Below are 13,922 nucleotides of genomic sequence, written 5' to 3' on the forward strand. Positions count from 1 at the left end.
CTAGATTGATTATTGCATCATAGAGTGGATTCACTTTAAAAAAGATACAGTGCTATTGGTTATAAATTTTTTGCAGCCTCTGTCACGCCTGCGAACAGCAAGCAAAAGTAATTTATAACCAATAGCGCGTTATTATAAGTGCTTCTCTTTTGTTTTGAACTGACTATATAAATAACGCAGTATAAGCCAAATTAACCATACTGCTGTGCTTATCCAAATCCCAAGCCCCGACCCCAACAGAATCATTCTAATCCAAAAATCTAATGCGCCATCCATGATATGAGGCAAATAAGCGGGTCCCATATTTGATGCCATTACTAACCAAAGCCCAACGGTAACTGCTAATCCTACACAGACAATTCTTAATATTATGTTGCCAATACCTTTTAATAAAGCGCGCCATTTATGATAATTGGGCGTATTTGGTGAATGAGTATTCATAAGAAATTACTCTGCATCTTTCCGTTACTCTTTATATTTAGTATTACATGGTCGCTTAAAATAAGCAGTTATGAATAGATAAAGCATATTTATTTCAAATAAGCTTATATCCCGCTGATTTCTAGCATTGTAATAGCATGTTAAAAATGATGGGAAATTTAGACTCGCGGTCATATCTTTAATATAAATTCTGTATACTTAAAACTGTACCGCCCAATTTGTAACCAATGGATGACCTTCTGCCATGTCTAGACGTTCAGCGCCTTTTGTCGCCCCCGATTATATCGACGATCCTATTTCAAAAGATGGCAAAAAACACGCCAAAGTTTTGCTATCAACGCTGCAAGAAGATATTGCTAGCTTTCGAGATGAGCAGTTCCCGCCTGATATTCTACGTCAAGTTCGTGATATGCCTATTTATGAAGGTAATTTAGCAGAAGTCCAAGCATACCAGCAACGTTGGCACAATCTGCTCGAGCGTGCGATGGCGTTTTACCCCGCTGCCAATCTGCCACCTGATTATCTACCCTTGCCCGCCAGCCTTGAGATACCACAGTTTATCTATCATGTTCAAAGGCTGCATCTGACCAAGACCCGCGCCAAAGAATCCAAAAGCTTCGGCTCGGTCGGTGCGCTTACGGATAAATGCGGAGATTATAGTGCTGATGACATTGAGCGTATGACAGTAGCGTTTGATAATGATGATGAAACGCGTTTAGTCGCCCACCGTGAGTTTATTGATTTGCGTGCTTATGTGTTTTGCCGTGATAATAAGGGCGAGATGCTAGAGCCTGAACGGGTACGTTTTTATCGAACGGGCCTTATCGTTCATGCCCTACCTGATTTTAAAATCGTAGACAGTCGGCAGACACCGCGTAAGCGCCGTAACGATGCTTATAGTAATCCGCTGGCAGATAATGGCGTATGGAAGATTTATCGTAAAAAATAAACTATACTAAAATCGTTTTTATTATTAGCGTAATCTTGCTTTACTGCTTATTTTATCGTTCTTGCTAAGGATTCCAGATGTTCGCTGCCGCCGCCGGCTCACCAAATTTGATGTTACAAGCTACCATTTTCTTGGGAGCAGCGCTGCTCTTTGTACCACTTGGTAAGCGCTTCGGTATTGCGACAGTCTTAGGGTATCTCATCACAGGACTGATATTGGGTCCAAGTGTCTTAGACGTAGCAGGCGACGCTGAGAGCCTGTTGCATTTTTCTGAATTTGGCGTGGTGATGCTGTTGTTCATCATTGGGCTTGAGCTGCAGCCATCACGATTATGGGCGCTACGCCGTTCTATATTTGTGTTGGGTGGTCTGCAAGTTGGTTTGACTGGCACGTTATTAATGTGGCTTTCACATCAGTTCTTCGCCTTACCACTCGATACCGCATTTATCATCGGCTTTGGCCTCGCCCTCTCATCCACTGCATTTGTACTACAGATATTGACTGAAAAACAGCAGCTTTCGAGCACTCATGGTCGTGAAGCCTTTACGATTTTATTATTCCAAGATATTGCCGTCATACCCTTATTAGCCGTCATTCCATTTTTATCAGGCGTGCGCGAACAAAGCTATGACTTGATTTATTTTGGCAAGGTATTCGCTGTTTTTGCCGGACTCATTTTCGCCAGTCGTTATGTCGTTCGACCATTTTTTAAGTTTGTGGCGTCAAGTGGGGCGTCAGAGTTATTAACAGCCGTAGCGCTATTTATCGTAATGGGTGTGTCTATTTTAATGGGTCAGATTGGTCTATCGATGGCATTAGGCGCATTTTTAACGGGGGTATTGCTGGCAGATTCTGAGTATCGCCACGAGCTAGAGGCCAGTATCGAGCCTTTTAAAGGCCTGTTATTAGGGCTGTTCTTTATGTCGGTCGGCATGTTGACCGATGTCAAACTCATCTTAGCAAAGCCCATCTTCATTATCGGCTGTGCGATGGCGCTGATGTTTATTAAATTCAGTGTCATTACAGCGATCGCAAAAATATCAGGCAATCGCTGGCCGACCAGTATTCGGCTAGGTGTTACCCTCGCCCAAGGCGGTGAATTTGCCTTTGTGTTGTTTAGCGTGGCGACGGCACAAAACGTCTTGCGACCTGAGCTTGCCAATACCTTGAACCTTGTCGTGACCATCTCTATGGCACTCACGCCCTTGGCATTCTTATTATTAGAAAAAATCGGTGAGCCGTTATTTGCAAAAAGTAAACCAAGCCGCGAATACGATACGATTCCAGACCACGAGCATCAGGTGATTATCGCTGGTTTTGGGCGAGTTGGTCAGATTATCGGTCGTGTATTGCGCATGCACAATATTGAGTTTACAGCGATTGAACGCTCTGCAAATCGAGTCGATTTCGTCCGTAAGTTTGGTAATCAAGTCTACTATGGCGATCCAAAAAACCCTGAGATACTACGGGCGGCTGGTATCAAAAAAGCACGTGTATTTATTCTTGCCATCGATGATTTAGAACGCTCCATCACCACTGCTCAATACCTGCGTAAAAACTATCCAGATTTGGTTGTATTAGCGCGAGCTCGTGATCGCCAGCATTACTATCGTTTACGCGAGGTTGGCGTCCGTCATATTTGGCGTGAGACTTATTTAACCTCTTTAGATATGTCACGTGAGTCGCTACAGCTGCTTGGTATTTCACCAGAAAAAGCACGCGAAACGGTACAAACTTTCCGCGACTATGATGATGATTTGATTGAACGCCAACAAGCTATCTATGACGATGAAGCCAGTATGATTGAATCGACCCAATCAGCGATGGCAGAGCTAGAAAGCTTATTTGATGAAGACATTGATAAAGCCCGTAAAATGGATTTGAGCGATTTTTATGAGGCGCTCAAAAGCCAAGCAGTACCAATCGATGATAAAGACCATATCGCGACTGATTCTAAAAACTAAGCTTTATAAAACACTAATCAGCGCTACAATTTTCAGGTGCTTGCTTTTTATTCAGTGAACTTATACATTCCCAATTATCACCGCCTAGTACATGATAAAAAACCAAATTATGATCATTTAGATAGCGTATAGGGAACTTAACATTCTGAATCGTCGCAATAACGGCACAGTCGGTTTCTGCTACCCCCGCCGCCTTGGTATCAATATCAATACGTACTTGCTGAGTGCCAGTATTGATAGGCAGATTGATCGGGCATTGTCCGGTTTGCTGATATATCAGCGCTGCGCGATTCTGTGCTGTTTTAGCGCTATCATAGGCATCAAACAATACTTCATTTGCTTTTGGCTTGGCGATAATAGGCAAAAACTGCACCTTAATCACCATTAGAGCAAATGCAAAAAATCCAAAGCCCAGTCCTAATCCAAACAAACTAACCCCACCTTCTCGGCGCAAATGCGCTTGTTGCAAGCGCTCATCTTGCGGATAGTCATCAATAGCATCGGCAATCTCACGCCGTGCCATACGATAATAGTAAGCATCCGTCCAGCGTGCGACCATAAACGACCAAAATAGCCAAATGATTGCAGCGATGGCTGCTCGTATCGTCATCTGATAAGCATCAGCGATATAAGGCATGGCCAAAAATTCCACCGTAACCAATACCAAAGCAACATTGAGCTGGATAAATGACCATCCTGCCACGCTATAGACAATCGCATCCATATAGCGCTTACGGTAGAGCAGCCAAGGAAAGGTCACAAAAAACGCTGCCCAATGCCATTTTGGGGAGAGATAGCCTTGTTTATCAAATTGCTCAAAGCGTTTTAAATAATAGCGCTGGCTACGATTACTGATAAACCATTTGTCCAATTGTGTACGTCTGGCAGGGGTCAGTTGTTCTTGATAAAAAGGAGGCGGTGTATCCGTTTCGATAAATAACATAGCAGTAGGCTCTCAATAAAAAGCGTATTGATGATTATAGTAAAACACTCGCACCATAGTGAACCATCATGTCAAATCTCACCTTTGTATTTTTCATTATAATTCCATATTTATAGTATTTCTTTAGTATAAACTTATGCAAAAGCCAATCATAGAGTATCTAGACTCTTATCATTAAACGATCAGTGACTCTCTTATGTCTAAACTCAAACGTAATATAATAATATCAATCCTCGCTATTACCGCACTAATCGGTATCGCTTTAACAGTCATTATGGCTAATATCAGCTCAATCTCTGACCCTTATACCAATGAGCTAGTTTTTGATAAAAATAGTTTTGTAGGACAGTGGCCATTCGCTGTCGAAAGTGTGGTCATAAGGTGTGATGACATCAATAATAAATCAATCGTTTCTATGACAACACCTACTGGAGAAGGTTATATTCTTAATACTGATTCAAACGTAGACCCCGATAAAACTCAAATGAAACTATTACGCCCAGAACATGCTGTCTGGCTCGATTTTCCTGCAGATACCGAAAAACCTAAAACAGATTCACTCTCTAGTGGTGTTAAAATTCCTATCAACGATATCATTAGCACAGGTTTAAAACTATGCGTTGAGATTTAGGGTGACTTTAGGAAATTAGAAGATGCCTCATGATTCAACGTTCACACTTGCTCAGATTTAACTTATAATACGCTCATATTCGCAACTTTATAAAGTCTTAGTAATATTATGAGCCAACCTTCTAATACCGATAGTCCAAACGATATAAACCAAATAGCTGAGCCTAGTACTGCTACTCCTTCCGATACCATGGCCGTTTCAGAGAATGACAAACATCTACGTATCGTTAATACGTTTATGAAACGACGCACGCACATGAATAAAAACGCCGAGCTGGCATTGACTGCGCCAGAGTTTGCCCATTATTTGGTCAATAACAGTTTTGGCGATGGCAATCTTGATGGCATCGATGATTTGCGTGTGCTATTCACCGATAGCCCTAATGGTAGAGACGCCCCACTTACGTTAGAGATTGGTTTTGGGCTCGGTGATTCGTTCATTGAGATGGCAGTAGCAGAGCCTAACCGTAATTTCGTTGGCGTCGAAGTACACGAGCCAGGTATAGGCAAATGCGCTTATATGGCAGGCACCCAAGGCTTAACCAATGTCAAAATCATCAACGGCGATGCCATTCAATTGCTAAAGCAGTTACCAGAAAATCATATTGATCGCATCCAGCTGTATTTCCCTGACCCATGGCAAAAAAAGCGTCACTACAAACGTCGTTTCGTCAGCCCTGAGCGCATGGCAATCGTGACTCGCAGTTTAAAACAAGGTGGCTGGTTCCATACCGCTACCGACTGGGAGCATTATGCTTTTTGGATGGTAGAAGTTTTAGATGGTTTTACAGGCTTAACCAATCAAGCTGGCGTTGGCAACTTCACTGACCGTCCTGACTTTCGTCCGATGACCAAATTCGAGCGCCGTGGTTTAGAGCGTGGTCATGGCGTATGGGATTTAATCTATCTCAAAGACTGATACCGATAAGCCTTTACCCTAACAGCGCCCCATATAACGGCTAAGATACTTATAACTATTTATAAGTGCCTTAGCCGCTTTTTTATGGCTATCATTATTCAAGCGCCTGTTTTATAGAGGTAGGTATAAAATCTAACCTACTCTGCTATCTACTTTAAAAATATAAAATACTTTCATAAAAAAATAAGCCGCCTACCCTGACGTGAAACATAGCGATTACAAAGCAAATTATTGATAAATTTAAATTTGCAAAAACAGAAACCCCTAATAATGGCAGACTGGATGATATTCCTTATCTGCGCAAACATTGATAGTATAAGGGCTTCGTGAGTTCTCCCCATAAGCTGTGGATAACCCTGTGTATAAGTCGCTACTTGACAAGGATTTCCCTAGGCAGCTTAAAGGATAAGGTAAAATCGTTCATTTTTTGTACAATATAAAATTCATTAAATATCAACATCTTATACTCAATTTAAAAATAAAATTAATTTATTTTTAATATTTTTAATATTAATTTTATCTACTCAGATGTTTCACACACCATAAATAAAGTCGCTTTATTTGTTGTGGACAACTCATAAACCTATTGACAAACAGCCTTGTTATCAAGTTTAAATGCTAAGCTAAAACAGAGCATATTTTATGCAGACTTCATCGTTATACTATACGACACTAGCTGTCGCATAGCCTCTTATTGCTCTAATCATTTGACTTAGATTTTGTTATAATTGCCTCATCTAAACAAGAATAGTATAAAGAAGTATGTACTGATAATTAAATGATAAATGCATCAACAACTATTATATTTATCATTATTTATGAACTTTTTTTTACTTTTGTCATCACTTAATTTTACTGTATAGTAGAGTGATATATTCGATATTACTGTCTAAAACCTAACATTATAATCTCCCCCAACCTTGTTCAAAAATATCTGTTACTTAAGATTAAAGTCATGATTAGTGATATTGAGCAAGCAGTTTTTGATAGCAATAATACTTACTGTTCCGAATTAATGATTAATAATAAGGAGTCCTGCATGGACGAAAATAAAGCCAAAGCCCTTAAAGCTGCATTAGCTCAAATCGAAAAGCAGTTTGGTAAAAACACCATTATGCATTTGGGTGATGACTCAGCAGCACTTGATGTCGATGTGGTATCGACTGGCTCATTAGGTTTAGATATTGCACTTGGTATTGGCGGTTTGCCAAAAGGTCGTATCGTTGAGATTTACGGCCCTGAAAGCTCAGGTAAAACGACCATGACCTTGCAGGCAATTGCAGAGTGCCAAAAACAAGGCGGTGTTTGTGCCTTTATCGACGCTGAGCACGCACTAGATCCGGTATATGCACGCAAGCTTGGTGTCAATACTGATGAATTGCTACTTTCACAACCTGATAATGGCGAGCAAGCGCTTGAGATTACTGATATGTTGGTACGTTCAGGTGCAATCGATATGATCGTCATTGACTCGGTCGCAGCCTTGACGCCGCGTGCAGAGATTGAGGGCGAGATGGGCGATTCACATATGGGTTTGCAAGCACGTCTTATGAGCCAAGCCTTACGTAAAATCACCGGTAATGCCAAACGCTCAAACTGTATGGTAGTGTTTATTAACCAAATTCGTATGAAAATCGGTGTTATGTTCGGTAGCCCTGAGACCACAACCGGTGGTAATGCACTCAAATTCTATGCTTCAGTACGTATGGATATTCGACGTATCGGTGCGGTCAAAAACGGTGATGAAATCATTGGTAACCAAACCCGTGTCAAGGTTATCAAAAACAAAATGGCACCGCCATTTCGCCAAGCTGAGTTTGAGATTACTTATGGCGAAGGTACCAATCACTTAGCGGAAGTCATTGATTTGGGTGTTGAGATTGGTGCGGTTGGTAAAGCAGGCTCGTGGTACAGCTATGGCGATGAAAAAATCGGTCAAGGTAAAGCCAATTCTGTGCTGTTCTTAAAAGAAAACCCTGTTATTGCTGAAGAGATTGAAGCTAAGATTCGTGCTGAAAAGCTTGGTGTAAAAAGTGACAGCAAGGCAGAAGATCTTATTGAAGCTAACGAAGAACTGGCCTCTGAACCTGTACAATAACGGTCTAATGATTAACTGTCATAAGTAACTATGATTTATTATGGAAATTAAAACCTTAGCTGAAATTCTAGCTGAGTCGGATGCCGACTCAGCTAGTAATACTAATATTAGACCCAAAAAACCGTCTAAACACTCCTATAAAGATACGCCTAACAAGCCCAGTAAAACTGGCAAACGTTCTGCCTATCCAAGTAAAGAGCCTTCATCAGCTAACGACTCAATAAATCACGACTCAGTAAATCAGGAATCTACCTATAATGTAGAATCGTTTGACGTAGTATCCTCCCCTATAAAAAAACCACTTAAGTATAAAAAACGCAAAAAAAACTTTCACCCAGCTGCTAACTTTACAGCTGAACCTAATGATGTGCCTGTTTATCAGCCACCAGAAGCGCAAAGCATTAAAGAGATGTTGGCAGAAGTTAAACACAACGTTCATGGCGATAGAGCCGATATAGACTTTCATAATAAGGCTAGCGTTGGGCAACATTTAGAAAGTTCAGAATGTTTATCTGATTTAACGGCTCCTAAGGATAGTAAAGCAGATAGTCAAATCGACAACTTACCTTCTGCACTTAAAGCTTATTTGCGCACGCCTGAGCAACGGCAAGCGGAGGTTGATGCCATCAAAGCAGAAAGCCGATTGCGTTGGTTGGCTTTTTATTATTTATCACGGCGCGAGTATGGTAAAGCTGAATTAAAGCAAAAGCTGATTGATAAAGAACAAGACTCAGAAAAGATTGATGCCCTACTTGATGAGTTTGAAGACAAAGGCTATCAAAGCGATTACCGTACGACCCTCATGCTTATCCGTGAAAGCATTCGTAAAGGGCGTGGGCGCGGACATATTAAGCAGGAATTCTATCGTAAAAAAATTACCATGCCAGACAATATCGATGAGCTCATTGACATGGCTAATACAGAATCAGAAGAGTTCAGCGAATTTATAGATGACAGCGCTGATAGTTTGGTCGAAGGCGTAGACTGGCTGAAACTAGCAGTAACTGCACGCACCAAAAAATATGGTGATGACATACCCACTGAACAAAAAAACAAAGCAAAACAGCTACGTTTTTTACAATATCGTGGCTTTAATACTGATATTTGTTTTCAAGCGCTCAACTATACGTTAGATAACTTAGATGAGCGTTTTTAATGCTAATTTGATAGCCCGTCATTAATAAAAATCTAATAAAAAATTAATATAAACTTAATAATAACCAAGTAGTTTCCACCAAAGTAACCCTGCACCTATCCATACTACAAGGTTTACCACACTCATGATGGCTCCAATACTCCACCACTCTCCTAACGTCACATAGCCTGAGTTAAAGATAACTGGTGCGGTACCTGTTGCATAATGAGTGAGCGTCATCATGATATTGCCTGCTGCTGCCAAAATCAGCGCATATAACATCGGAGGTGCCCCTAAAGTCAATCCTACTGCATAGAAAGCGGCAAATAGCGCAGTGATATGAGCGGTAGTACTAGCAAAAAAGTAATGAATATACAGATAAACTAAGGTCAAAATAACTACAGCGCCGACCCAGCCTACTCCTAGCGTTCCAATCATTGATTCGATATTACTTGAGAACCAGCTGATTAAACCCAATTTATTAAGGTAAGAGGCCATCATAATAAGGGCGCCAAACCAAATAATGGTATCCCATGCAGATTTTTCTTTAAGCACATCGTCCCAAGTTAGTACGCCAGTCAGTATTAACGTCGTCAATCCTATAAAAGCGGTGGTGGTCGCATCAACACTTAATTGCTCACCAAAGATTAGAGCAGGAATATTTGCCCACAGTATCAGCATCAGCGCAAAGACGCCTAACATGATTTTTTCTTGCGTGCTCACCTGACCCATTTCTGTTAAATTATCTTTGGCAAATTTTTTCGCATCGGGAGTTACTTTGACATCCGGTGGATATATTAAATAAATAACCAATGGCATTAATAATAAACAGAGCATCCCCGGAATAAACATCGCGACTGCCCACGTCGTCCATGACAGCTGAATCTCACTACCAGTAGCTTTGTTGATCAGATCTACCACTAATGGGTTCGGTGCAGTAGCGGTAATAAACATACCGGACGTGATTGGATTGGCATGATAATTAACCATGGCTAAATAACGACCAATTTTTTTCTGCGTGCCTTCTTCTGGCGTAGAATGAAAGCTTTGCGCAATCGACTTCATGATAGGATGAATAATACCACCGCCACGAGCGGTATTAGAGGGTGTAATTGGTGCGATCATCAGCTCCGCGGCAGTCAAGGAATACGCGACCCCGATGGTTTTTTTACCAAAGATAGAAATAAAATAATAAGCGATACGCCGACCTAAACCCGTTTTTATTAATCCCCGCGATATCATCACTGCAACACCAATGAGCCAAATCAGAGGGCTCGAATAGCTTGATAACGCATCAGCGATCGCTTCTTTTGGACTCTCGTTGGTCACACCAGTAAGCGCCACCAAGGTGACGGCAATAATGGCAATCGCGCCAATAGGCAAGACTTTACCGATGATGGCGACAATAGTACCGATAAATAATGCCAACATATGCCACGCTGCAGGTGTGACCCCATTAGGCACAGGAATGACAAACCAGATGATAAGGCTGACTAAAATCGCAAGCGCAGCAGGTATAGGCTTAAATGGCATAAGTAATATATCCTTATAAAATGTTTGTACCCTCAGATAAAACTATCTTTAAAGCAAAACATCTTCAAGTCAACAGATGCTATGAAGTAATATTAAATTAATTATACAGTTATCATAAAGTTTTTAAATCTACTTGGTGGCCTTGTCACTATTTTTAACATATCTATTATCCACTTGAACAAGATATTTCCACCATATTCGTCAGTTAAAAAACAGAAAAAAGAGCGCATTCACATGCACTCTTTTTTCTGTTTTTGAAATGATGGATAAAAAGCGTTATTCTATTTTAAGGTATTCAGACGACTCGATAACTGATTAATAATTTGATCAATCTCTTCATTGGCTTCAGGCTCATTATCTAAGTTACCATTTGGCGTCAGTTGATTCATTACTTCAGGCAATAGCTCAGCCAAACCTTGGCGTACTTCCATCTCATTAGCGCCCGTGTGAGCGGCTACTTGCTGAATTTCGCTGTCATCAAATAAACGGTTAATTTCATTAGGATCAAGATTGTCATTGACCTCCTGATTACTCATCCAAGAACGCGCTTGGTTTTCATAACCCATGCCAGTAATTTTTGATAATGCACCACCCAATCCACCATTACGTTTGATCCAACTTAGTACCATTGGCATGAGTGCAGCAATTAACATTCCTTTACCTCCGAAGCCGCCTCTCTTAGTCTGACCACCCATAGCCTGACCGCCCAATACGCTACCTAATATGTCGCCCAGCCCACCAGAACCTGAGCTCATACCACCACGCTGACTATTTCCTGTTAAACCACCACCTGTTAGACCGCCGATAATGTCATCTAAGCCAAAGCCATTGTCTGAGCGACGCTCATACTGCTGTGGGTTATAGCCACTCGGTTGATTGCCACCGCCTAATACGTTACCCAATATATCGCCTAGCCCACCAGTACGACGCGGATTAATACGTTGATTGACTGGATTACGTTGGGCATCCTCTGGATCCATCGCGCTACGTGCCACTTGGCTCACTAAATTTCCTAGTAAACTCATAGTCTGTTCCTTTTTATTATAATAAAATTCATTGTCGAAAGGTTTCACTTATCGAAATAACGACTGCTGTATATATCATTACTCAACATCTCGTAAACCACTTTTAACGATTGATTCTAATATATCAAATCTCTTTCTCTGTCTAGATAGGTGTTTTGTTATGACATGTAGTAGATATTTTGACATTACCAGATAAAGTGAATAAATGAGTAGAAGCCTTAAAATTAACTTACCTTTGTCTAAGCGGTTTTACTAGAAATCATATTGGCCAAGATAGTTAGCTCTCGCCATTGCTCAGCGCTGACTTGATCACGAAACACAGCCACAGATAAACGGCGTTGATAGGGTTCTATAACAATAAAATCAAAGCATATAACCCAGCGATAATGATTGAGCGTACTAAGCTCTGCTTGCCATAATGCATCCCCGCGACCTGTACGTATTAACAGTTGCCAATTTTGATACACACTCTTATCGAGTGGCGGCTGGCTTATATGTAATAATATTGGGCGTGATAATGCTAAGTAACTTATGACTGCGGCGCTGATGATTAGCATTAAAACATATTGCCATAGTGACAATGATGCAAGCCCTGCTAATATAATGATCGCACTAGCTAGGACGCTATAAAACACCATGCGCAAATAGCCCGTAGCCTTAATAGCGGTGTCGATACGTAGCGAGGTTAGCGTTGTCATATTGGATACCGCAGCATAGCTTTAATTAATTAAGATTGTTTAAAGCGGCTTTGATAATTAGAAAATTAGATCAAGCGCTTTAAACGCCAGATGAGGATTATTGGTATTCAAACTATCCTTTAATCATTAAACCAAACTTTTACTATGGCGCCATGTCTTAATCTTATTGACCAATTCCCATAGCGCCTCATCTGCTGGACGATTTTGATTGGTGAAATAATCCAATAAATCAGGATCTTCATGAGTCAACATTTGAGCAAATGTTTGTTGTTCTGCGGGCGCAGCCGTTAGGTATATCTCTTTGATATACGGATCAAAATAAAAGTCCAACTCTTTGAGGCCTCGGCGTGCTTGATAAATAATGCGACGCTGCTCATTGGTCGGCTCTGGTTGATTTATAATCGTCATAAAAATATTCTCATTGGTTTACATTGTATATTGTATTTAGATAAATATCAGGATTCGGCAGTTCTATTGTTAGAAATCACTGTCAGCAATAAATCTATTTTTGATCCTAATCACTTAATCATAGCCATCTAATTATAAGCATCTAATCACAGCTATTAGTCTTTATCGTAGGCAGATAGCTGGCTCCATAATGCCACGGCTTGCTGCATCATAGTGACATTATGAGTACGGATAATGCTAGCACCCTGCTGAAGCGCAAAAATACCAGCAGCAGTACCTACGGTGTCACGCTCGGGCGGTTGGGTAGTAGTAAGCCCTTGCACACCAGTTTTGGTCAGCACTTCTGCCAAAAATCGTTTGCGTGAAATACCAAACATCATCGGCAGTCCAAGTGTTTGCAAATTTTTAAGCTGACCTAATAATGCACAGTGATGCTCATAGTTTTTAGCAAAACCAAACCCAGGATCAATAATTATTTTTTCACATTTGACACCCATACTTATGACTTCATCGATACGTGCTTTTAACTCTGTCTGTACCTCACTGATGACATCATCATATTGCGCCAGATTATTCATAGTTGTTGGTTCACCGCGCATATGCATCAGCATAACCGGTATATCAAGCTGAGCTGCCATCACTGCTGCACCCGCACGTTTAAGCGCCCGCACATCATTCCAAATATCAGCACCTGCATCAAAAGCTACCTGCATAACCGCCGGATTGCTGGTGTCAATAGAGAGCCAAATACTATCACCACAATGCTCTCTGATCGCTTGCACAATAGGTATAACACGTTGTATCTCTTCATCGGTTGCCACAGCGTCCGCATTTGGTCGCGTAGACTCACCACCGATATCGATAATGGTTGCACCGCCCTCTATCATTTGCTGACAATGGGCAACTGCTTTATCGATTCCATTAAACTGTCCACCATCAGAAAATGAATCTGGTGTGACATTAAGAATACCCATAATATGGGGCTGTGATAAGTCTAACACTTTATCGCGGCTGGTCACCGTATAGGCAGGTAAAGGTTGGAATAATGACATGACCCATCCATTATATAAAAGATTGAAAAAACGGTCTTAAAGAGTAGCTTATGATAGCAGTAAATCTTATACGATTCTAAAATAGCGGTAACAAAAAAGCCCTTTCTAAAAAGGGCTTTTTCTACTG

The 13,922-nt window shown here is 41.0% G+C and carries 13 protein-coding genes; 6 read left to right on the forward strand and 7 right to left on the reverse strand.

The window, feature by feature from the left end; all coding sequences use genetic code 11:
• Positions 1–132 precede the first annotated feature (132 nt).
• Positions 133–441 (reverse strand): hypothetical protein, encoded by a 309-nt coding sequence (locus CAN34_RS02165; protein WP_089554238.1) that lies wholly within the window; start codon positions 439–441, stop codon positions 133–135.
• Between the two features lie 244 nt (positions 442–685).
• Between CAN34_RS02165 and CAN34_RS02170 the strand changes: the two genes are divergently transcribed.
• Positions 686–1,390, forward strand: coding sequence for a hypothetical protein (locus CAN34_RS02170; RefSeq protein ID WP_089554239.1), 705 nt, complete (start codon positions 686–688; stop codon positions 1,388–1,390).
• Between the two features lie 77 nt (positions 1,391–1,467).
• Positions 1,468–3,354: a monovalent cation:proton antiporter-2 (CPA2) family protein gene (locus tag CAN34_RS02175; protein WP_089554240.1), complete on the forward strand. Its 1,887-nt coding sequence runs from the start codon at positions 1,468–1,470 to the stop codon at positions 3,352–3,354.
• A 13-nt stretch (positions 3,355–3,367) separates the two neighbouring features.
• On the opposite strand, the gene CAN34_RS02180 is transcribed toward CAN34_RS02175, so the two are convergent.
• Complete coding sequence (locus CAN34_RS02180; protein ID WP_089554241.1) at positions 3,368–4,297, reverse strand: DUF2628 domain-containing protein; 930 nt, start codon at positions 4,295–4,297, stop codon at positions 3,368–3,370.
• 196 nt (positions 4,298–4,493) lie between these two features.
• Here CAN34_RS02180 and CAN34_RS02185 point away from each other — a divergent pair, with 196 nt between their 5' ends.
• From CAN34_RS02185 to CAN34_RS02200, 4 genes are all read left to right on the forward strand, one after another.
• Positions 4,494–4,928, forward strand: a complete 435-nt coding sequence (locus tag CAN34_RS02185) for a hypothetical protein (RefSeq protein ID WP_089554242.1) — start codon at positions 4,494–4,496, stop codon at positions 4,926–4,928.
• 189 nt (positions 4,929–5,117) lie between these two features.
• Positions 5,118–5,846, forward strand: a complete 729-nt coding sequence (gene trmB / locus CAN34_RS02190; RefSeq protein ID WP_254423051.1) for a tRNA (guanosine(46)-N7)-methyltransferase TrmB — start codon at positions 5,118–5,120, stop codon at positions 5,844–5,846.
• Between the two features lie 1,039 nt (positions 5,847–6,885).
• Positions 6,886–7,944 carry a recombinase RecA gene (recA, locus tag CAN34_RS02195; protein WP_079692513.1) on the forward strand — a complete coding sequence of 353 codons (1,059 nt, stop codon included), beginning with the start codon at positions 6,886–6,888 and terminating at the stop codon, positions 7,942–7,944.
• 40 nt (positions 7,945–7,984) lie between these two features.
• On the forward strand, positions 7,985–9,100 hold the full coding sequence (locus CAN34_RS02200; RefSeq protein ID WP_089554244.1) for a regulatory protein RecX: 1,116 nt from the start codon (positions 7,985–7,987) through the stop codon (positions 9,098–9,100).
• A gap of 54 nt (positions 9,101–9,154) precedes the next feature.
• Here CAN34_RS02200 and CAN34_RS02205 read toward each other — a convergent pair whose 3' ends face one another.
• From CAN34_RS02205 to folP, 5 genes are all read right to left on the reverse strand, one after another.
• Positions 9,155–10,612 (reverse strand): anion permease, encoded by a 1,458-nt coding sequence (locus tag CAN34_RS02205; RefSeq protein WP_089554245.1) that lies wholly within the window; start codon positions 10,610–10,612, stop codon positions 9,155–9,157.
• 281 nt (positions 10,613–10,893) lie between these two features.
• On the reverse strand, positions 10,894–11,637 hold the full coding sequence (locus CAN34_RS02210; protein ID WP_089554246.1) for a YidB family protein: 744 nt from the start codon (positions 11,635–11,637) through the stop codon (positions 10,894–10,896).
• Positions 11,638–11,876: 239 nt separating this feature from the next.
• Positions 11,877–12,335: a hypothetical protein gene (locus CAN34_RS02215; RefSeq protein WP_089554247.1), complete on the reverse strand. Its 459-nt coding sequence runs from the start codon at positions 12,333–12,335 to the stop codon at positions 11,877–11,879.
• A 126-nt stretch (positions 12,336–12,461) separates the two neighbouring features.
• Positions 12,462–12,743: a succinate dehydrogenase assembly factor 2 gene (locus CAN34_RS02220; RefSeq protein ID WP_089554248.1), complete on the reverse strand. Its 282-nt coding sequence runs from the start codon at positions 12,741–12,743 to the stop codon at positions 12,462–12,464.
• A gap of 155 nt (positions 12,744–12,898) precedes the next feature.
• Positions 12,899–13,795, reverse strand: a complete 897-nt coding sequence (gene folP / locus CAN34_RS02225; protein WP_089554249.1) for a dihydropteroate synthase — start codon at positions 13,793–13,795, stop codon at positions 12,899–12,901.
• Positions 13,796–13,922: the final 127 nt, after the last annotated feature.

It is taken from the genome of Psychrobacter sp. DAB_AL32B, assembly GCF_002224105.1.
In the GTDB taxonomy this organism is placed as follows: Bacteria; Pseudomonadota; Gammaproteobacteria; order Pseudomonadales; family Moraxellaceae; genus Psychrobacter.

Excerpts from the sequence above, each read along its gene's own strand:
- CAN34_RS02170 (WP_089554239.1), top strand. The coding sequence starts at position 686 with ATGTCTAGACGTTCAGCGCCTTTTGTCGCCCCCGATTATATCGACGAT.
- CAN34_RS02205 (WP_089554245.1), bottom strand. The coding sequence starts at position 10,612 with ATGCCATTTAAGCCTATACCTGCTGCGCTTGCGATTTTAGTCAGCCTT.
- recA (WP_079692513.1), top strand. The coding sequence starts at position 6,886 with ATGGACGAAAATAAAGCCAAAGCCCTTAAAGCTGCATTAGCTCAAATC.
- CAN34_RS02210 (WP_089554246.1), bottom strand. The coding sequence starts at position 11,637 with ATGAGTTTACTAGGAAATTTAGTGAGCCAAGTGGCACGTAGCGCGATG.
- CAN34_RS02220 (WP_089554248.1), bottom strand. The coding sequence starts at position 12,743 with ATGACGATTATAAATCAACCAGAGCCGACCAATGAGCAGCGTCGCATT.
- CAN34_RS02200 (WP_089554244.1), top strand. The coding sequence starts at position 7,985 with ATGGAAATTAAAACCTTAGCTGAAATTCTAGCTGAGTCGGATGCCGAC.
- CAN34_RS02180 (WP_089554241.1), bottom strand. The coding sequence starts at position 4,297 with ATGTTATTTATCGAAACGGATACACCGCCTCCTTTTTATCAAGAACAA.
- folP (WP_089554249.1), bottom strand. The coding sequence starts at position 13,795 with ATGTCATTATTCCAACCTTTACCTGCCTATACGGTGACCAGCCGCGAT.
- CAN34_RS02185 (WP_089554242.1), top strand. The coding sequence starts at position 4,494 with ATGTCTAAACTCAAACGTAATATAATAATATCAATCCTCGCTATTACC.
- CAN34_RS02165 (WP_089554238.1), bottom strand. The coding sequence starts at position 441 with ATGAATACTCATTCACCAAATACGCCCAATTATCATAAATGGCGCGCT.
- CAN34_RS02175 (WP_089554240.1), top strand. The coding sequence starts at position 1,468 with ATGTTCGCTGCCGCCGCCGGCTCACCAAATTTGATGTTACAAGCTACC.
- trmB (WP_254423051.1), top strand. The coding sequence starts at position 5,118 with ATGGCCGTTTCAGAGAATGACAAACATCTACGTATCGTTAATACGTTT.
- CAN34_RS02215 (WP_089554247.1), bottom strand. The coding sequence starts at position 12,335 with ATGACAACGCTAACCTCGCTACGTATCGACACCGCTATTAAGGCTACG.